The following is a 16,577-nucleotide window of genomic DNA, read 5'->3' on the forward strand; positions in this document are numbered from 1 at the left end:
ACGCATAGAGGCTGAGAAAAAATTTTTCTCAGCCTCTATTGTAAAATGTTTTATCAATTGTTTTCTATAATCATCATAAAAACGTATTTAAAATTTAACGATCTTCATAACCGCGAGGATGCTGTTGCTTCCAATTCCACGCTGTTTGGATAATTTCCTTAACATCATCGTATTGTGGTTGCCATTGCAAAACGTCCCGCGCTTTTTGGCTAGCCGCGATTAGTGAATCAGGATCTCCGGGACGACGTTCGGCAATTTCAGCTGGAATTGGTTCGCCAGTAACTTCTCGCGCAGCTTCAACCATTTGCTTAACCGAAAAACCGGTTGAAGAACCGAGGTTGAATACGTCACTATCGTTGCCAGCTTTGAGGTAGTTAATCGCTAAAATGTGAGCATCAACCAAGTCTAAAACGTGCACGTAGTCTCGAACGTTGGTTCCGTCAGGCGTATTGTAGTCGTCGCCAAAAATCTTCAATTGGTCTCGTTGACCGGCCGCCACTTGTAAAATAATGGGGGTCAAGTGGGTTTCGGGACCATGATCTTCACCAATTGAACCATCCGGGTAAGCCCCCGCAACGTTGAAGTACCGTAGCGCCACGAATTTAATTCCGTAAGCTTGGTCAGCCCAACGAATGATTTTTTCCATCATTAACTTGCTTTCCCCGTAAGGATTGATCGGTGCTTGGCGATCGTTTTCCTCAATTGGTGATTTTTCAGGAACCCCATACGTTGCCGCTGTGGAAGAGAAAATAATTCGTTTAACGTCGTGATCGCGCATTTCTTCAAGCAACGCCACCATTCCGGCGGTGTTATTGTCAAAATACTTCAACGGTTTTTCCATGGATTCGGGCACGATTGAAAAGGCCGCAAAATGAACCACGGTATCAATATTTTCCCGGTCAAAAACTCCCTTTAGAAACACATGGTTGCGGATGTCGCCTTCGTAAAAGCGAGCTTTTTCGTCAACCGCCTTTCGGTGACCAGTCGATAAATTGTCCACCACGACTACTTCTTGGCCTTGTTCAATTAGTCGTTTTACCATGTGAGAGCCGATGTAACCGGCGCCCCCTACTACAAGTATACTCATTAACTTCTCCTCCATTCCAAACTATAAACAAGTTAATTGTACCCTTAACGCCGTGCCCATTCAACATTGGCTTCACAGCATAAGGTGTCGCCTACCGAAATTTGATGACTGCTTCGCAAACTGTTCCGGTCAAACTCAACGACGCTATGCACCATTTGGTGAGGTTGAATTTCGACATGATAGCGAATGTTAACCATTTTAGGGAAGTAGTTATCTAAAATATCGTCATTCACGGTATTAAAAATCCATTCAAAATAACGTGCGTTGTTAACGTGGTGGTTCATATCAATATCGAAGTAACGAACGGCGTAGTCCTGCTGGTTCGTTTCCCCGGTAATTTCTTGTAACTTAGGCAATCGGACAATTCGTTTTATGTAATCCGATTCGTACGGATCAATGATTTCTGGCAACAATTTGCGCATCCTTCGCGTAGTGCGGTCCATCAAAACAAACATCGCGGTAGTTTCCACAATCTTTTCCCCATCCAGGGTCTTAATCCAAAAATCCCGTTGGCAGAAGTAGTCGTTGTGGTTCACCGCTTGGGTCCCCACCACGATCCGTTCGCCCACGTTAGGCAATCTCCGTAGCTGCATTACGTACTGGGTGATGACCCAACCTAGCCCGGTCTGATCCACCACCTCGGGGCCGACGCCTAAGGCTTGGCTTTGGTTATCCGATACTAACAGCATTACGTTTACCATCATGGAAACCGTCATCGTTCCCGTTTGGTCTCCTTCATAGTAGGTTACCAAGTGTTCTTCTTCATGTATCTTTCCAGCCATTTTTCTCTCCTAAATACTGCTTTGCATTATAAGTTAAAGTTGATGATAAATGTCATAGACCTCTTGTTTGGCGAGTCCGCGTAATTTAGCGACCTGCTTAATTGCAATGGTCGGTTTGACTTTTTCTTCATCAATAATCTTTTGCACATGTTCATTAATGGTTAACGATTCCCAATCTTGGTTTTCCACAGCCTGGGGATGGGGATTTCCCGCCACCATTACCACGAATTCACCGCGGATTTCCGTGGACGCAATCCACTCCTGAACTTCTGCTACGCTGCCCCGAATAAATTCTTCGTAACGCTTGGTTAATTCTCGCGCTAAAACCATTTGCCGTTCCGTTCCCATTACGGCGGCGATGTTCTTCACCGTCTTTGCCAACCGGTGCGGAGCTTCATAGAAGATCAACGTGTCGGGATGGTTCTTTAACTTTTCTAGTTCCGCCCGTTGTTCTTTGGGTTTCCGAGCCAAAAACCCGTAAAAAGTGAACGGCTGGGGCGCTAATCCCGAAGCAATCAAGGCCGTGGTTCCGGCATTGGCTCCCGGTAGCGGAATCACTTTTAAGCCCGCTTGTACGGCCGCCTGCACCAGTTCCTTTCCAGGGTCGCTAATCGAGGGCATCCCCGCGTCCGAAACCTGGGCAATTGTGCGTCCATCCGCTAACATTTCTAAAATCGCTGGAATTCGCTCTTGGGTGTTGTGCTCGTGAAAACTCATTTGCTTGGTGTCAACTGCAAAATGGTTGAGCAATTTTTGGGTATTACGGGTATCTTCCGCAAGGATCAGGTCCGCTTCCTTTAAGATCTGGACCGCCCGAAACGTCATATCATCTAAATTTCCGATGGGGGTGGGCACTAAATATAAAGACCCCGCCGATGACGGGGTAAAACTCTTTTGGGTTAACATATTAACGATCTCCATAAATAACGGTTAAGCAAAAAGCACATTCTTCATCGTCTTGCCGGTGCTTGCCAAAGAATTCGTTGCAAATATGGTAGCCGCTAGCATAAAGCTTTTCCAAATTTTGCAATGATTTTGATAAACCGTGCTTCGTATTCTTGGTTCCTTCATTTTCGTGTTCCGCGGCAGTGGCCTGTTTAAGCCGTTCCCTTAAGTGTTGGTTTTCAATCTTAAGTTCGGCATTTTCCTCCATGATTTCTACCATGGCACTTTGGGTTTCGTGTAGTTTATTTAACAAATCCTCAGCGTTGTGCGTAACTTCTGTTATTTGATCAAATAAATCTTTCTTTTCCACACTATCACCCTCTCATTTTAAAAATATCACATAATTCAATTGTCACTTTTTCCACAATTCCCTGAAAATTCAAATTTTGCTTTAGCTTCCCGCGTAACGGCAATAGTAAATCGCTAACCTTAAGCAACTGGCTGACCGTTGTTTGCTCCGCGACCTGACGTAACGCTGCTTGATCAGTAAGGTACGTAAGGTCGACTTGACCAAACTTAAGTGCCAACAAATCCATCGCGTACAACATCATCATGTCTAAAACAATTGCTTGGTGTTCCCGGTCCTTAGCTAGTCCAATAATCCGAGTTTGGACGTCCACAAATGCACTCATGTCGCCCTTGGTAACGGCACCAAACCATTTTTCAAGAGCCTTATGCGCGTCTTCTATCCAATTATTTTCTAACAAGTTCTGCATTTCTTCACGGTCGCTAGTTAACCGAACTAACAGATGGGCGGTGCTCTCCGTTACCTCACCGTCCGCAGTTAGTTCAGCAACTAGCTGACTTTTCTGAAGCGGTTTCAGCTCGATAATTTCCGTTCGCGACATGATGGTTGGCAAAATTAAATTTTTGCTTTCCGTGAGTAAGAAGGCGGTCACGTTCCCCGCCGGCTCCTCAATAAATTTCAGCAAACTATTTGCCGCACTGGTAGTCATTAAGTGCGCCTGGTCGATAATGAAAACCTTCCGATTTCCTTCGACCCCGCTTTTGGAAAATTCGGCCTTTAAAAATCGAACCTGATCGACCTTGATCGACTGGCCGTCGGGTTCGATTTCTACTACGTCGGGATGCTGCCCAGTACTAATTCGATGACATTCTTCACATTTTCCACAGGGCATCCCGTCTTGTAAGTTTTGACAAAATAGCAGCTCGGCAACCCACCGGGCCACCTCTTTTTTGCCAGTTCCGCTTGCGCCGGTTAGCAAGTAGGCGTGTGCGAGGTGGCGGTTGTCAATCATTTGTTGAAAACGTTCGATGACCGCGGGTTGTTTAGTTACGGCCGGATTCTTTACTGCTGCTGTCAAGGCCGTTTAGAACCGTTCGAATTGGTCAACCGGCAAGACAAATACCGTAGCTCCACCGACTTGGACCTTAATTGGATACCCGGTTGCCCCTTCCATATTCACGTCCATATTTACCGATGGGGTCATGAACTCTTCCCGGGAGTGACTAGCCTTTTTAATGGTATCTAGAACCATTGGAACCCGTTCTTCTTCCACCCCGATTAAAAAGGTGGTGTTCCCAGATTGTAAAAATCCTCCGGTAGTCGATAATTTAGTTGCCCGGATGTTTTGGTCAATAAATTGATCACTAAGATGGTTAGCGTCCTTATCTTGAACAATTGCAATAACTAATTTGGTTGCCATAATGTGTTTCCCCCACTATTTTAAAATTTGGTCTAAAACATTGATAACTGCTTTTTTTACGTCGCCAATTGATTGACTAGCATCAATCACCACGATTCGTTCCGGATACCGTTTGGCTAATGCTAAATAGGCGTCACGAACTCGTTCGTGAAAATCAAGCTGCTCTAAATCAAGTCGATCAACATCGTCGGTGCGGTGAGTCATGATCCGTTTTAAGCCCACTTCAGCGCTCACGTCTAAATAAATAGTTTTTTCCGGTAAACACCCCTCCGTAGCAAACAAGTTCATTTGGTAGACTGCTTCCGGGCCAATTTCACGTCCGGCTCCTTGGTACGCAATCGAGCTATCCACGTAACGGTCACAGAAAACTACCTGACCGCGTGCTAACGCCGGTAAAATTGTTTCCGTCAAATGTTGCCGACGGGCTGCCGCATATAACAAAGCTTCCGTTCGAGCATCCATTTCTGTGTTATTTTTATCCAAAATAATTGCGCGAATTGCCTCTGAAATCGGATTGCCTCCGGGTTCGCGGGTCACCGTCAAACGATCTGCAAGTCGAGTGCGGTAATGCTCCACCATCGCCTCCAAAATCGTTGTTTTGCCAGCCCCGTCAGGCCCTTCAAATGAAATAAAATGCCCATTCACCAGTTATTCCCTACCTTATGATTTTTTATATTGATTATTTTTATTCTACTTTAGATTTTCTAGACTGTCTATTAACTACTCTAAAAACTCGTCCCGGTTTAGCCTTTGATATGCCGGTCAGCGTCGATATTTTAAATTTTTTAAAATAGTTGGCGCAATGCATTTCTCCGGCCAGTTATTTAATCCCGCAGTCTTTATATTTGCCACCAAATGGTTAAGTTTTGCACAGCCTACTGGGAGGAGTGCAGTTGTTCGTAAACTAAAAAGTTTTCCACAGCTCCCACTTCATTCTAACAACCCTGGTCGAAAGAACCAACGGTAAATCAAAAAGAGCCCCATGACCAATTTCGTAGTCATGAAGCTCTTTGATACGACCGGAACTTTAGAAGCTCTCCATTTAAATTAGCTTACCGTGCTCGGATCATTACATCTCTGTCCGACCTTCGACCGCTTTATACAAAGTCATCTGGTCAGCATACTCAATGTCACTCCCCACGGAAAGTCCGTGCGCCAGTCTGGTTACCTTAATACCCGAAGGCTTAATCAATCGAGAGATATACATTGCGGTCGCTTCCCCCTCGGGAGTGGCGTTAGTCGCAATGATTACTTCCTTGATTGCTTCGTTTTTCTGGAGCCGGGTCAGCAAGCTCGCGATGTTAATATCTTCGGGCCCCTTCCCGTCCATTGGCGACAACACGCCGTGTAGCACGTGGTAAAGTCCATGATATTCCTTCATTTGTTCCATTGACATTACGTCCTTGGAATCTTCAACGACTAGGACCGTTTTTTGGTCCCGGCTTGCATCTTGGCAAATATCACAAGGGTCGTCTTCCGTGATGTTGCCACAAATGCTACAAAAACGTAAGTCACGTTGTGCAGAAATTAACGCCTTGGCGAAGTCCGTCACATCATCTTTTTGCATATCAAGCGTAAAGAAGGCCAACCGGGTCGCGGTTTTATAGCCAATCCCTGGTAACTTCATAAAACTATCAATTAACTTAGCAATTGGTTCTGGATATTGCATCCGGACACTCACCTACGATTCTTTTATAGTCCGGGAATTCCCTTAGTGTATTTCCCCATGGTCTTGTTGGTTTCACTGTCGATTTTGCTCATTGCGTCGTTAACCGCGGCAACTACTAAATCTTGCAACATGTCGGGGTCGTCTTCGTCAATGGCTTCTGGATTAATAACGATGTCCTTCATCTTATGGTTTCCGGTAAAGGTTACCTTCACCATGTCATCGGGCGCAACGCCGATAAATTCGGTTTCGTTTAGTCGTTCTTGTTCTTCCGTCACTTGTTTTTGCATCTTTTGTACTTGACGCATCATATTTTGCATGTTTCCCATTCCACCACGCATAGTCATTACCATCCTTTAATCATTTTTTACATTAACGTTTTCGGAACCGAATAGTTCCACAGCCTTTTCCACTACGGCGCTATCTTCAGGGGCCACCGTCGTTGGTTGGGACGGTTCTTCCTCTTTAGATGCACTTTCGGTTTCCTTACTTAAATGGTGCGTTTTAATAAATTCTGCCCGCACCGTTGGCCACTCTTCAACTGTAACATAGACAACTTGATAATCTGAACCAGTTAGCTTAGCCAAATTTTGTTGTAATTCGTCACGCAAGCTTTCATTATCCACAGCCTTTTCAAACAAAAAGTCATAATCGAAAGCCACCACGACGCCCTCTTCGCTGGCAGCCACTGGTTTAGAAACGTGCATCAAGGCTCGTTTCGTGACCGATAGCATATCCATCAAATCGCGCCAAAGGTTTTGCATTTCCACCAAGCTATCTTTAGTGGCGTTCTCCAAAATTGGGTAAATTTTAGTCAGGTTGGCCGGCGTCTTCACGTTGCGACCTCCCGAAGCCCGTTTTTTCGGCGCTGCGGATGCTGGTTTAGCAGGCGCGGGGGCTGCAGAAGTTGTCCGCTCTTTGAGGCGGTTAACCTCCCCCTGCAAACGGTCAACTTCATTTTTAAGCTGTTGTACCTCTTCGTTATCTGCTGTCGCACTCGCTGGAGTTGCGGACCGCTGAGAGAGCTTAATCGTCAACACTTCCAGGTAAACGTCAGGGTGCGTCGTAAACCGCATTTGTTGTTGAATCTGGTTTAACGTGTCGATCATTTCGTACAACTCGCTGCCGCTAACCATGTCCGCTTCTTTGACAAAGTCTTCGCTAAGGTCGCTCAAACTCTGTTCCTTAACTAGCTGGGGATCTTCTTGGTATAAAAGCAGGTTGCGTTCTACCGCAATCAGATCTTCAATCAGCCGCTGACCGTCCTTACCTTCGTCCAAAATTTGGTGCAACGTTTCTAACGCTGCGGGAGTATCCTTTTCGAAAATCTGGGTTAGGTATTGATCCAGTAACTGCTGGTTAACGCTCCCGGTTACCAGCAACGCGTTGTCCATCGTTACCGTTTCGTTTCCAAACGAGATAACCTGGTCCAGAATACTGAGTGCATCCCGCATTCCGCCTTCCGCAGCCTTGGCGATGATTGATAACGCCTTAGGATCGTATTCAATCCCCTTTTGTTCCAAAATATAAACCATCCGGTCGTAACTTTGGGTCGGGGTAATACGCTTAAAATCAAACCGTTGGGTCCGTGAAATAATTGTTAGCGGAATTTTTTGGGGTTCGGTCGTCGCTAAAATGAAGATTACGTTAGTCGGCGGCTCTTCCAAAGTTTTGAGGAGTGCGTTAAACGCCCCCGTCGACAGCATGTGCACTTCGTCGATAATGTAAACCTTATAATCTGCCTCCGTGGGTGCGTACTTTGCCTTATCACGAATATCACGAATTTCTTCAACCCCGTTGTTCGAGGCCGCGTCAATTTCAATCACGTCATTTAAATTACCGTCCGTAATTGCCCGACAAGTCGCACATTCATTACACGGTTCGCCATCTTTTAAGTAATGACAGTTAACCGCCTTAGCAAAAATCTTAGCTGCCGAGGTCTTCCCCGTTCCCCGGGGACCCGTAAACAGATACGCATGACTAGTCTGCTTAGTTATTAACGCATTTTTCAAAGTTCTGGTAACCACTTCTTGACCAACCATGTCGGCAAACTTCTGCGGCCGCCAAACGCGGTACAATGCTTGATAACTCATTAAATTTCCTTCCCCGATTTCTGTTTTTAAAGAAAGAACCCTTAGCCCCGATGGACTAAGAGTTCCGTTGATTTGCTCAATAACTTAAGGCACAAGCCAGAGCATACTTAGTGCTGCTTCCTTCCGGACCTGACACAATTCGTAAGTCCAACCTTGCCTCAAGGCCTTACGGCAATAACTATGATACTCGAATTTTAATAAAATTTCCACTATTTTACCGATTTTTTTTTCGACGTTCGCGAATTGCCTTGAAGAAACTTTTCATTAACCCGGCCGCTTGGTCTGCAGCCACCCCTTCGCGGACTTCCACCTGGTGATTTAAACGCTGGTCTTCTAAGACCGTATACAAACTTCGGACTGCGCCCGCCTTCGGATCCCGTGCGCCAAAGTACACTTCCGGGATTTGAGAATTGATGATTGTCCCGCTACACATCAAGCACGGTTCAATCGTGACAAATAATTGGCAATCCCACAGACGCCAGCTTCGTAAATACGCGCAAGCTTCCGTGATGGCCAACACCTCGGCATGCGTGGTCGCGTCTTGGGAGTGCTCCCGAAGGTTATGTCCCCGGCCAATAATTTTGCCATCATGCACCACTACGGCTCCGATCGGCACTTCATCAATCATTTTGGCAAACTGGGCTTCCTTTAAGGCTTCTCCCATATAAAATTGAACTTCTGCTTCACTTAATTTACTCATGCTCACTTCTTAAAATGTAATATCCTTTATTTTTCTTTAGTACCGTTACGTTGCCAAAAGTTTCCGCCATTAATTTCTTTGCGGATGGCGCCCCCTGCTTCTTTTGTAAAACGATGATCAGCTGGCCGCCCTTCGTTAAGTGCTCCTTAGCACCGGTAATGATGGCGTTCACCACCGTTTTTCCGGCCCGAACCGGCGGGTTAGAAACGACCGTTGTAAAATCAGTTTTAGCTACCGCTTCGTAAGCATCCGAATGGTAAACTCGCGTACGTGCAGCTACGCCATTGGCTTCTGCATTCCGCTCAGCAAGTGCTAACGCCCGTTCGTTAACGTCGGTCATCTCCACTCGTGCTTCAGGGAATTGCTTAGCTAGCGCAATTCCCATTGGACCATATCCGCAGCCCACGTCTAAAATTGAACTTTGGGGAACATCCAGTGGCAAAGCTTCTAATAATGTCCGGGTACCAAAGTCAACGGTGTTCTTTGAAAAAACTCCGTTGTCCGACACAAAATTTAATTCGTGCCCCAAAAGTGTGTAACGCCAATGCTTTTCATCGTGTTCCACGTTAGGATTCTCCGTGAAATAATAATCTGTCATTGAAAAGTCCTCCAATCTCTATTAGTATGATAACGTATTGTAAATTTGGATACCAACTTAATTAAAATAATTTTTATTGCTCGGTGAATGCCGGCGTAGCACAACATCTGGTAGTTTTGACCCGTTAAAGACACCAGATGATGTGCTTTTTTGTTGAAATCGGTCCGAAATGTTGTATACTTAAATGCAGACAGAAAGAATAAATAAGAGGGGGAGTCACCATGAAAAAAGTCGTTGTTTACACTAAAAACAATTGCATGCAATGCAAAATGACCAAGCGTTTTCTAAGTGAAAACGGAGTTGAATTTGAAGAACGCAACATCAACATACATCCAGAATACATTGACGAATTAAAAGGCCGCGGTTTCCAAGCCGTTCCCGTAGTTCAATTTTCTGAAGATGATGCAATTGCTGGTTTTCGTCCAGACTTGTTAAAAAAATTAGCGATTTAATTTAAATTGTTAGTTTGTTGATTTAGTGTCCACGTTCCTTTGTTACAGATGGAGCGTTTTTTTATTTCGAAATTTAAGGAGTACACCCAAATATGAGCTTAAAGGATCTAACCGACGTTACCTATTACGACTTAAACAATGAAATCAACATCCCCGTTGACAACCAAATTCCGCTACATAAAGATCAAGAAGCCCTTGCAGCCTTTCTAAAGGAAAACGTGCAAGCTAACACCAAGCAATTTGCAAGCCTGCGTGAACGCTTTGACTACCTCCTTGAGGAAGACTACATTGAAGCCGAACTTATGGAAAAATATTCCTTTGACTTCATTGAAAAGCTTTACGATTATTTGCGTGCACAAAATTTCCATTTCCGCTCTTTCATGGCGGCTTATAAATTCTATGCCCAATACGCTTTAAAGACTAACGATAACGAATATTACTTAGAAAACTTCGTTGACCGCGTTGCCATGAACGCCCTTTACTTTGGTGATGGCGACGAAGAGTTAGCAATGCAAATTGCTGACGAAATTATTCACCAACGTTATCAACCAGCTACCCCTAGCTTTTTAAATGCTGGTAGAAAACATCGTGGTGAACTAGTCTCTTGCTTTTTAATTCAGGCCAATGACGACATGAACTCGATTGGCCGGACGATTAACTCTGCCCTGCAACTTTCCAAATTAGGCGGCGGGGTCGGAATTAACCTCACTAACCTGCGGGAAGCTGGCGCGCCAATTAAAGGAATCGAAGGCGCTGCAAGTGGCGTAGTTCCCGTAATGAAATTGCTTGAAGACAGTTTTTCTTACGCTAACCAACTTGGTCAACGGCAAGGAGCCGGAGTAGTTTACCTAAACGTTTTCCATCCGGACATCGTTTCCTTCCTTTCAGCTAAGAAGGAAAACGCCGACGAAAAGATTCGGGTTAAGACCCTTTCATTGGGTGTCGTAGTTCCCGATAAATTCTACGAATTGATTAAGCATGACGAAGACATGTACTTATTCAGCCCTTACAGCGTTGAAAAAGTTTACGGTAAACCTTACGCTTACGTAGATATTACGAAGGAATACGACAACTTAGTTAACAATCCGGAAATCAAGAAATACAAAGTTAAAGCGCGGAATATCGAAAATGAAATTTCGAAGCTCCAACAAGAATCTGGCTACCCTTACGTGGTGAACGTGGATACTGCCAACCGGGAAAACCCAATTTACGGTAAGATCGTAATGAGTAACCTCTGTTCAGAGATTATGCAGGTTCAAACTCCTTCCGTAATTGACAACAAACAAAACTACACGGAGTTAGGAACCGACATTAGTTGTAACTTAGGTTCCACAAACATTGTTAACATGATGGCAACTCCTCACTTTGGTAAATCGGTAGAAACCATGGTTCGGGCGTTGACCTTCGTAACCGACCATTCCGATATTGACGTGGTGCCGTCCATCCAACACGGAAACGCCCTTGCCCACACGATTGGGCTTGGCGCAATGGGCTTACACGGTTACTTAGCAAAGAACCACCTCTACTATGGCGAACCTGATTCCGTTGAATTCACCAGTGTTTACTTCATGTTGCTTAACTACTGGACGCTCCGGGCTTCCAACAAGATTGCTAAAGAACGCGGACAAGTTTTCCACAACTTTGAAAAGAGCAAGTACGCGGATGGTTCATACTTCGACAAATACCTAGCTCAAGACTTTGGACCTAAGTCAGCGCGGGTAAAGGAACTCTTCCAAGGAATCGACATTCCGACTACCGCAGACTGGGCAGACCTAAAGCAAGCCGTTATGCAAGACGGCCTTTACCATCAAAACCGAATGGCGGTTGCCCCAACCGGTTCAATTTCTTACATTAACGACGCAACGGCTAGTTTACAGCCGATCGTTAACCGGGTCGAAGAACGCCAAGAAAAGAAAATTGGAAAAATTTACTATCCAGCCCCATATTTGTCCAATGATACGTTAAAATATTATCAGTCGGCCTATGATATTGACATGCGCAAAGTTGTTGATATTTACGCCGCTGCGCAACAACATGTGGATCAAGGAATGAGCATGACCTTCTTCATGCGCTCAACCATTCCAGACGGGATTTACGACTGGAAGAATGGTCGAACAAACAAAATGACGACTCGCGATTTAAATATCCTGCGCAATTACGCACACCACGAAGGGATCAAGTCGATTTACTACATTCGGACCTTCACGGATAATGATGGCGAAGTCGGCGTTAACCAATGTGAAAGCTGCTCAATTTAACGATGGAGGATTTGTATAATGGCAAATTATGAAGCAATCAACTGGAACGCAATTTCGGATCAGATTGATAAAGCAACTTGGGAAAAGCTAACCGAACAGTTTTGGTTAGACACCCGAATTCCAATTTCTAACGATCTTAGTGATTGGCGTGAACTTGATGAGGACCATCAATGGGTGGTTGGACACGTTTTTGGGGGCTTGACTCTCCTCGATACCTTACAATCACAAGACGGGATGGCAGCCTTACGTAAGGACGTTCGGACACCGCACGAAACTGCCGTTTTGAATAACATTCAATTCATGGAATCTGTCCATGCTAAAAGTTATTCATCAATCTTTGAAACGTTGAATACTCCTACAGAAATTGATGAAATTTTTGAATGGAGTGACTCTGAAGAGTTCCTCCAAAACAAAACTAAGTTTATTTATGACTTATATCATGATGATGGTCACCCATTGAAAAAGAAGATTTCCAGCGTGTTCCTCGAAACGTTCTTATTCTACTCTGGCTTCTTCACCCCACTCTATTACCTGGGGCATAACAAGCTAAACAACGTTGCTGAAATCATTAAATTAATCCTTCGTGACGAGTCTGTGCACGGAACTTACATTGGTTACAAGTTCCAATTAGGAGTGAAAGACCTTGGCGAAAACGAACAACAAGAACTTAAGGATTGGATGTATAACTTCTTATACGACCTTTACGCTAACGAAGAAAAATACGTTCATAAAGTTTACGATCAAGTTGGTTGGACGGAAGAAGTGTTAACCTTCACCCGTTACAATGCTAACAAGGCGTTAATGAACTTGGGACAAGACCCGCTCTTCCCCGATACGGAAGCTGACGTTAACCCAATCGTTATGAACGGAATTTCTACCGGAACGTCTAATCACGACTTCTTCTCTCAAGTTGGTAATGGCTACCGTCTAGGTAACGTAGAACCAATGAGTGACGAAGACTACGAAATTTAGTTAACTAATTTACTGAAATTTGAATAATCCCTAAAAATTAACAGCGCTCAGGATGAAGATCCTGGGCGCTGTTTTTGTTCTATAAAATCCATTGTCTTTCTCTCTACCTTAACCTCCCTTTTAACATCGCTAACAAGGCCTTACCACAGTACGTTTGGAAGTTTACTTATATAATGCTCCAATTACTCTTACGTCCTTTAAAGTACATATGTGGGTACGCGAATTTCCATGTACCCACAAAAGTACCACATTAATATCCACCATATCCCGTTTATCCCGATTATGAAAACACAAAAAAACCACCTATATTCCGGAATAACCGGGATAAGGTGGTTTTTGTAGAAATTAAGCTTACTTAACTTCTACTGTAGCACCAGCTTCTTCAAGCTTAGCCTTCATGTCGTTTGCTTCGTCTTCGGAAAGGTCTTCCTTGATAACTGTAGGAGCGTTATCAACCATGTCCTTAGCGTCCTTCAAGCCAGCACCTGTGATTTCACGAACTGCCTTGATAACCTTGATCTTAGCTGAGCCAGCGCCAGTAAGTTCAACGTTGAATGATGTCTTAGCTTCTGCAGCACCGCCAGCAGCACCTGCAGCAGCAACTGGAGCAGCAGCTGAAACACCGAATTCGTCTTCGATTGCTTTAACAAGATCGTTTAAGTCAGAAATTGAAGCACCTTTTAAGTCTTCAATAAATTGGTCTTTATCTAATGCCATTTTTGTTTCCTCCAATATTAATTGTAATTAAATGTAATGTAATGATTATGCAGCGTCTTCTTCAGACTTCTTATCAGCAACAGCCTTAAGAGCGTATGCAACGTCACGTACTGGTGACATAAATTCATTAGCAAGCATTGCAAGCAAGTCTTCACGACTAGGCATTGTAGCGAAGGTATTGATTGTATCAATATCAGCCACTTTACCTTCGATAACCCCACCCTTGATGGAAAGGTTGTCGTTGCTGTCAGCAAATTGCTTCAAAATTTTAGCAGGGGCAACGGCATCTTCAGCAGAAAATGCAACGGCTGAAGGACCAACGAAAATATCATCCATACCTTCAAAACCTGCTTGTTCAGCAGCGCGAGTCAAAATCTTATTCTTGATCACGCGGAACTTGATTCCAGAATCACGAAGTTGTTTACGTAAGTCAGTTACTTCAGCAACTGTTAAACCACGTGAATCAACAACGATTGCGGAAACAGCGTTCTTCATTTCTTCTGCAACTTCATCAACGATTGCAGCTTTCTTTGCGATAGCTTCTTTACTCAATGTGTTTCACCTCCTGGAGATTTGTTTGAACTATAAAAAAATCCGTGACTCAAAGACTCTGAGACACGAATTAATTCATACGTTCCTCGGCAGGCAATATATTAAGGCCAAAGCAAGGCCACCTGAGTCTTAGGTAAATTATTCAGTTATAATTCACTCTTGATAATATATCACAGACCGAAGAACTAATCAAGAGAATTTAGAATTGAGTAAAGTCAACCTTAACTCCTGGTCCAAACGTTGATGCAACTGAAACGTTTTGGATGTAAGCACCCTTAACAGATGCTGGACGTAAACGAACAATTGTATCGCTGATTGTTTGTAAGTTACCAAGTAATTGGTCAGCTTCGAATGAAACCTTACCAATTGGCATATGAACGTTACCGTCGCGGTCGGTACGGTATGTAACCTTACCAGACTTAGAATCAGCAACTGCTTTTTCAACGTCCATTGTAACTGTACCAGTCTTAGGGTTAGGCATTAAGTTCTTAGGTCCTAAGATCCGTCCTAAACGACCTACTTGGCCCATCATGTCTGGAGTTGCAATAGCAACGTCAAAGTCTAACCAACCGTCTTGGATGCGTTGAACTAAGTCATCGTCACCAACGACGTCTGCACCAGCTGCCTTAGCTGCGTCAGCCTTAGCACCCTTAGCAAATACAACTACGGTTTGTTCTTTACCAGTACCGTTTGGTAAAACAACGGCACCACGTAATTGTTGGTCAGCTTGCTTTGTGTCAACGTTCAACTTGTAAACTACTTCAACAGTAGCGTCGAACTTTGCAAAATCAATTTTCTTAACTAATTCAAGAGCTTCTTTTGGTGCGTATGCTTTAAGCGAATCTACTTGCTTTGCAGCTTCTTGAAACTTTTTACCTTTTTTAGCCATCTGTGTGTTTTCCTCCTAGCAAATGTGGTTATAGCGGATTTTCCTCCCACTTTGATACATCTACTTTAGTAGAGTATCCGACAGTTTCGTATTAGCCTTCGACTTCGAAGCCCATGCTACGAGCTGTACCTTCGATCATGCGCATAGCAGCTTCAACGTCTGCAGCGTTTAGATCTTGCATTTTTGTTTCAGCGATTTCCTTAACTTGTGCAGAAGTAACCTTAGCTACTTTCTTTGTGTTAGGTTCGCCGGAACCATGTTCTACACCAGCAGCCTTCTTTAATAGAACTGAAGCAGGTGGTGTCTTTGTAATGAAGTCGAATGAACGGTCTTCATAAACGGTAATCACAACTGGAATTAACATACCAGCTTGGTCAGCTGTACGTGCGTTAAAGTCCTTTGTGAATCCCATGATGTTAATACCTGCTTGTCCAAGAGCTGGTCCAACTGGTGGAGCTGGAGTTGCTTTTCCTGCAGGAATTTGCAATTTAACAATATTTGCTACTTTCTTTGCCACGAGACGTACCTCCTTAAAATAAGTCCGTGTGTGGTCACGATGAAGATTTATATTTCTTCTCCCACATTAAGTATGCAAGGCATACTACGATATATTACCATAGACCAAAAAAATTATCAAACTAGAAATTAATCAATTTTGTCGATTTGGTCGATATCTAATTCGGTGCTGGTTTCCCGACCAAACATGTCAATGTTAACCTTCAGTTTCATGTTGTTGTGGTCGATTTCGGTAATTTTACCAGTCAAACCTTCAAATGCTCCGTCAACGATGGTAACTAGTTCGCCGACTTCTACGTTAATATCCGCGTGACGAGCCGTCATTCCCAAACGGCGAAGCACCCGATCAACTTCTTCAGGTAACAGCGGCGTTGGCTTACTTCCGGAACCATGAGAACCGATGAACCCGGTTACGCCCGGTGTATTCCGGACCACGTACCAGGAATCATCAGTCATCACCATTTCCACCAATACGTAGCCCGGAAATTCGTTTTTCTTAACCGTTTTTTCCTTACCGTTCTTGGTTTCAATCTCTTCTTCTTCCGGTACGACTACCCGAAAAATGTAGTCTTCCATTCCCATGGACTTTGCCCGAGAATCTAAGTTATTTTTAACTTTATTTTCGTAACCAGAGTAAGTATGTAAAACGTACCATTTCTTTTCTTCAGATTCCAAAATTAGCG

General features: G+C 44.0%; 20 protein-coding genes, 1 other RNA gene and 1 other annotated feature. Of the genes, 3 read left to right on the top strand and 18 right to left on the bottom strand.

Annotation, left to right across the window (positions count from 1 at the left end; all coding sequences use genetic code 11):
- Window positions 1–94: 94 nt before the first annotated feature.
- The 13 genes from galE to NL111_RS08025 all read right to left on the bottom strand — a co-directional run bounded on the left by galE (window position 95) and on the right by NL111_RS08025 (window position 9,538).
- Window positions 95–1,087 carry a UDP-glucose 4-epimerase GalE gene (gene galE, locus NL111_RS07965; RefSeq protein WP_024862965.1) on the bottom strand — a complete coding sequence of 331 codons (993 nt, stop codon included), beginning with the start codon at window positions 1,085–1,087 and terminating at the stop codon, window positions 95–97.
- A gap of 44 nt (window positions 1,088–1,131) precedes the next feature.
- Window positions 1,132–1,869, bottom strand: a complete 738-nt coding sequence (locus tag NL111_RS07970; protein WP_285110129.1) for an acyl-[acyl-carrier-protein] thioesterase — start codon at window positions 1,867–1,869, stop codon at window positions 1,132–1,134.
- 33 nt (window positions 1,870–1,902) lie between these two features.
- On the bottom strand, window positions 1,903–2,775 hold the full coding sequence (gene rsmI / locus NL111_RS07975) for a 16S rRNA (cytidine(1402)-2'-O)-methyltransferase (protein WP_285110130.1): 873 nt from the start codon (window positions 2,773–2,775) through the stop codon (window positions 1,903–1,905).
- 1 nt (window position 2,776) lies between these two features.
- Complete coding sequence (locus NL111_RS07980) at window positions 2,777–3,124, bottom strand: DNA replication initiation control protein YabA (RefSeq protein WP_002832330.1); 348 nt, start codon at window positions 3,122–3,124, stop codon at window positions 2,777–2,779.
- 4 nt (window positions 3,125–3,128) lie between these two features.
- A complete protein-coding gene (holB, locus tag NL111_RS07985) occupies window positions 3,129–4,139 on the bottom strand; it encodes a DNA polymerase III subunit delta' (RefSeq protein WP_285110131.1) in 1,011 nt (336 codons plus the stop codon).
- 6 nt (window positions 4,140–4,145) lie between these two features.
- Window positions 4,146–4,481 carry a cyclic di-AMP receptor DarA gene (gene darA, locus NL111_RS07990; protein ID WP_002832332.1) on the bottom strand — a complete coding sequence of 112 codons (336 nt, stop codon included), beginning with the start codon at window positions 4,479–4,481 and terminating at the stop codon, window positions 4,146–4,148.
- 15 nt (window positions 4,482–4,496) lie between these two features.
- Window positions 4,497–5,126: a dTMP kinase gene (tmk, locus tag NL111_RS07995; protein ID WP_004166122.1), complete on the bottom strand. Its 630-nt coding sequence runs from the start codon at window positions 5,124–5,126 to the stop codon at window positions 4,497–4,499.
- A gap of 424 nt (window positions 5,127–5,550) precedes the next feature.
- Window positions 5,551–6,150 carry a recombination mediator RecR gene (gene recR, locus NL111_RS08000; RefSeq protein ID WP_002832336.1) on the bottom strand — a complete coding sequence of 200 codons (600 nt, stop codon included), beginning with the start codon at window positions 6,148–6,150 and terminating at the stop codon, window positions 5,551–5,553.
- A gap of 23 nt (window positions 6,151–6,173) precedes the next feature.
- Window positions 6,174–6,488, bottom strand: a complete 315-nt coding sequence (locus NL111_RS08005; protein ID WP_002832337.1) for a YbaB/EbfC family nucleoid-associated protein — start codon at window positions 6,486–6,488, stop codon at window positions 6,174–6,176.
- Window positions 6,489–6,503: 15 nt separating this feature from the next.
- Window positions 6,504–8,240 (bottom strand): DNA polymerase III subunit gamma/tau, encoded by a 1,737-nt coding sequence (gene dnaX, locus NL111_RS08010; protein ID WP_063504429.1) that lies wholly within the window; start codon window positions 8,238–8,240, stop codon window positions 6,504–6,506.
- A 78-nt stretch (window positions 8,241–8,318) separates the two neighbouring features.
- Window positions 8,319–8,405, bottom strand: an RNA gene (gene ffs / locus NL111_RS08015) — signal recognition particle sRNA small type.
- Window positions 8,406–8,454: 49 nt separating this feature from the next.
- Window positions 8,455–8,940 (bottom strand): tRNA adenosine(34) deaminase TadA, encoded by a 486-nt coding sequence (gene tadA / locus NL111_RS08020; protein ID WP_005916020.1) that lies wholly within the window; start codon window positions 8,938–8,940, stop codon window positions 8,455–8,457.
- The gene (locus NL111_RS08025) at window positions 8,933–9,538 is read right to left on the bottom strand and encodes a class I SAM-dependent methyltransferase (protein ID WP_002832340.1); all 606 of its coding nucleotides are present in this window, start codon (window positions 9,536–9,538) and stop codon (window positions 8,933–8,935) included. The genes tadA and NL111_RS08025 overlap by 8 nt, the downstream gene beginning before the upstream one ends.
- A gap of 221 nt (window positions 9,539–9,759) precedes the next feature.
- On the opposite strand from NL111_RS08025, the gene nrdH reads away from it, so the two are divergent.
- The 3 genes from nrdH to nrdF all read left to right on the top strand — a co-directional run bounded on the left by nrdH (window position 9,760) and on the right by nrdF (window position 13,220).
- Window positions 9,760–9,990 carry a glutaredoxin-like protein NrdH gene (gene nrdH / locus NL111_RS08030; protein WP_285110132.1) on the top strand — a complete coding sequence of 77 codons (231 nt, stop codon included), beginning with the start codon at window positions 9,760–9,762 and terminating at the stop codon, window positions 9,988–9,990.
- A gap of 92 nt (window positions 9,991–10,082) precedes the next feature.
- Window positions 10,083–12,248 carry a class 1b ribonucleoside-diphosphate reductase subunit alpha gene (gene nrdE, locus NL111_RS08035; protein WP_002832343.1) on the top strand — a complete coding sequence of 722 codons (2,166 nt, stop codon included), beginning with the start codon at window positions 10,083–10,085 and terminating at the stop codon, window positions 12,246–12,248.
- A gap of 18 nt (window positions 12,249–12,266) precedes the next feature.
- Window positions 12,267–13,220, top strand: coding sequence for a class 1b ribonucleoside-diphosphate reductase subunit beta (gene nrdF, locus NL111_RS08040; protein ID WP_285110133.1), 954 nt, complete (start codon window positions 12,267–12,269; stop codon window positions 13,218–13,220).
- A 351-nt stretch (window positions 13,221–13,571) separates the two neighbouring features.
- On the opposite strand, the gene rplL is transcribed toward nrdF, so the two are convergent.
- The 5 genes from rplL to nusG form a co-directional block, all read right to left on the bottom strand.
- Window positions 13,572–13,937, bottom strand: a complete 366-nt coding sequence (gene rplL / locus NL111_RS08045) for a 50S ribosomal protein L7/L12 (protein WP_002832345.1) — start codon at window positions 13,935–13,937, stop codon at window positions 13,572–13,574.
- A 45-nt stretch (window positions 13,938–13,982) separates the two neighbouring features.
- Window positions 13,983–14,489: a 50S ribosomal protein L10 gene (gene rplJ, locus NL111_RS08050; protein ID WP_002832346.1), complete on the bottom strand. Its 507-nt coding sequence runs from the start codon at window positions 14,487–14,489 to the stop codon at window positions 13,983–13,985.
- A gap of 26 nt (window positions 14,490–14,515) precedes the next feature.
- Window positions 14,516–14,641 (bottom strand) — a sequence feature (ribosomal protein L10 leader region).
- A 47-nt stretch (window positions 14,642–14,688) separates the two neighbouring features.
- On the bottom strand, window positions 14,689–15,378 hold the full coding sequence (gene rplA, locus NL111_RS08055; RefSeq protein WP_285110134.1) for a 50S ribosomal protein L1: 690 nt from the start codon (window positions 15,376–15,378) through the stop codon (window positions 14,689–14,691).
- Between the two features lie 91 nt (window positions 15,379–15,469).
- Window positions 15,470–15,895, bottom strand: coding sequence for a 50S ribosomal protein L11 (rplK, locus tag NL111_RS08060; RefSeq protein WP_002832348.1), 426 nt, complete (start codon window positions 15,893–15,895; stop codon window positions 15,470–15,472).
- Window positions 15,896–16,023: 128 nt separating this feature from the next.
- The gene (gene nusG / locus NL111_RS08065; protein WP_024862957.1) at window positions 16,024–16,572 is read right to left on the bottom strand and encodes a transcription termination/antitermination protein NusG; all 549 of its coding nucleotides are present in this window, start codon (window positions 16,570–16,572) and stop codon (window positions 16,024–16,026) included.
- Between the last annotated feature and the right edge of the window lie 5 nt (window positions 16,573–16,577).

The sequence above is a fragment of the Pediococcus sp. AC40 genome, assembly GCF_030252485.1.
Taxonomy (GTDB): Bacteria; Bacillota; Bacilli; order Lactobacillales; family Lactobacillaceae; genus Pediococcus; species Pediococcus acidilactici.

Coding starts and splice junctions, on each gene's coding strand:
- galE (WP_024862965.1), bottom strand. CDS start 1,087: ATGAGTATACTTGTAGTAGGGGGCGCCGGTTACATCGGCTCTCACATG.
- NL111_RS07970 (WP_285110129.1), bottom strand. CDS start 1,869: ATGGCTGGAAAGATACATGAAGAAGAACACTTGGTAACCTACTATGAA.
- rsmI (WP_285110130.1), bottom strand. CDS start 2,775: ATGTTAACCCAAAAGAGTTTTACCCCGTCATCGGCGGGGTCTTTATAT.
- darA (WP_002832332.1), bottom strand. CDS start 4,481: ATGGCAACCAAATTAGTTATTGCAATTGTTCAAGATAAGGACGCTAAC.
- recR (WP_002832336.1), bottom strand. CDS start 6,150: ATGCAATATCCAGAACCAATTGCTAAGTTAATTGATAGTTTTATGAAG.
- NL111_RS08005 (WP_002832337.1), bottom strand. CDS start 6,488: ATGCGTGGTGGAATGGGAAACATGCAAAATATGATGCGTCAAGTACAA.
- dnaX (WP_063504429.1), bottom strand. CDS start 8,240: ATGAGTTATCAAGCATTGTACCGCGTTTGGCGGCCGCAGAAGTTTGCC.
- tadA (WP_005916020.1), bottom strand. CDS start 8,940: ATGAGTAAATTAAGTGAAGCAGAAGTTCAATTTTATATGGGAGAAGCC.
- NL111_RS08025 (WP_002832340.1), bottom strand. CDS start 9,538: ATGACAGATTATTATTTCACGGAGAATCCTAACGTGGAACACGATGAA.
- nrdH (WP_285110132.1), top strand. CDS start 9,760: ATGAAAAAAGTCGTTGTTTACACTAAAAACAATTGCATGCAATGCAAA.
- nrdE (WP_002832343.1), top strand. CDS start 10,083: ATGAGCTTAAAGGATCTAACCGACGTTACCTATTACGACTTAAACAAT.
- nrdF (WP_285110133.1), top strand. CDS start 12,267: ATGGCAAATTATGAAGCAATCAACTGGAACGCAATTTCGGATCAGATT.
- rplL (WP_002832345.1), bottom strand. CDS start 13,937: ATGGCATTAGATAAAGACCAATTTATTGAAGACTTAAAAGGTGCTTCA.
- rplA (WP_285110134.1), bottom strand. CDS start 15,378: ATGGCTAAAAAAGGTAAAAAGTTTCAAGAAGCTGCAAAGCAAGTAGAT.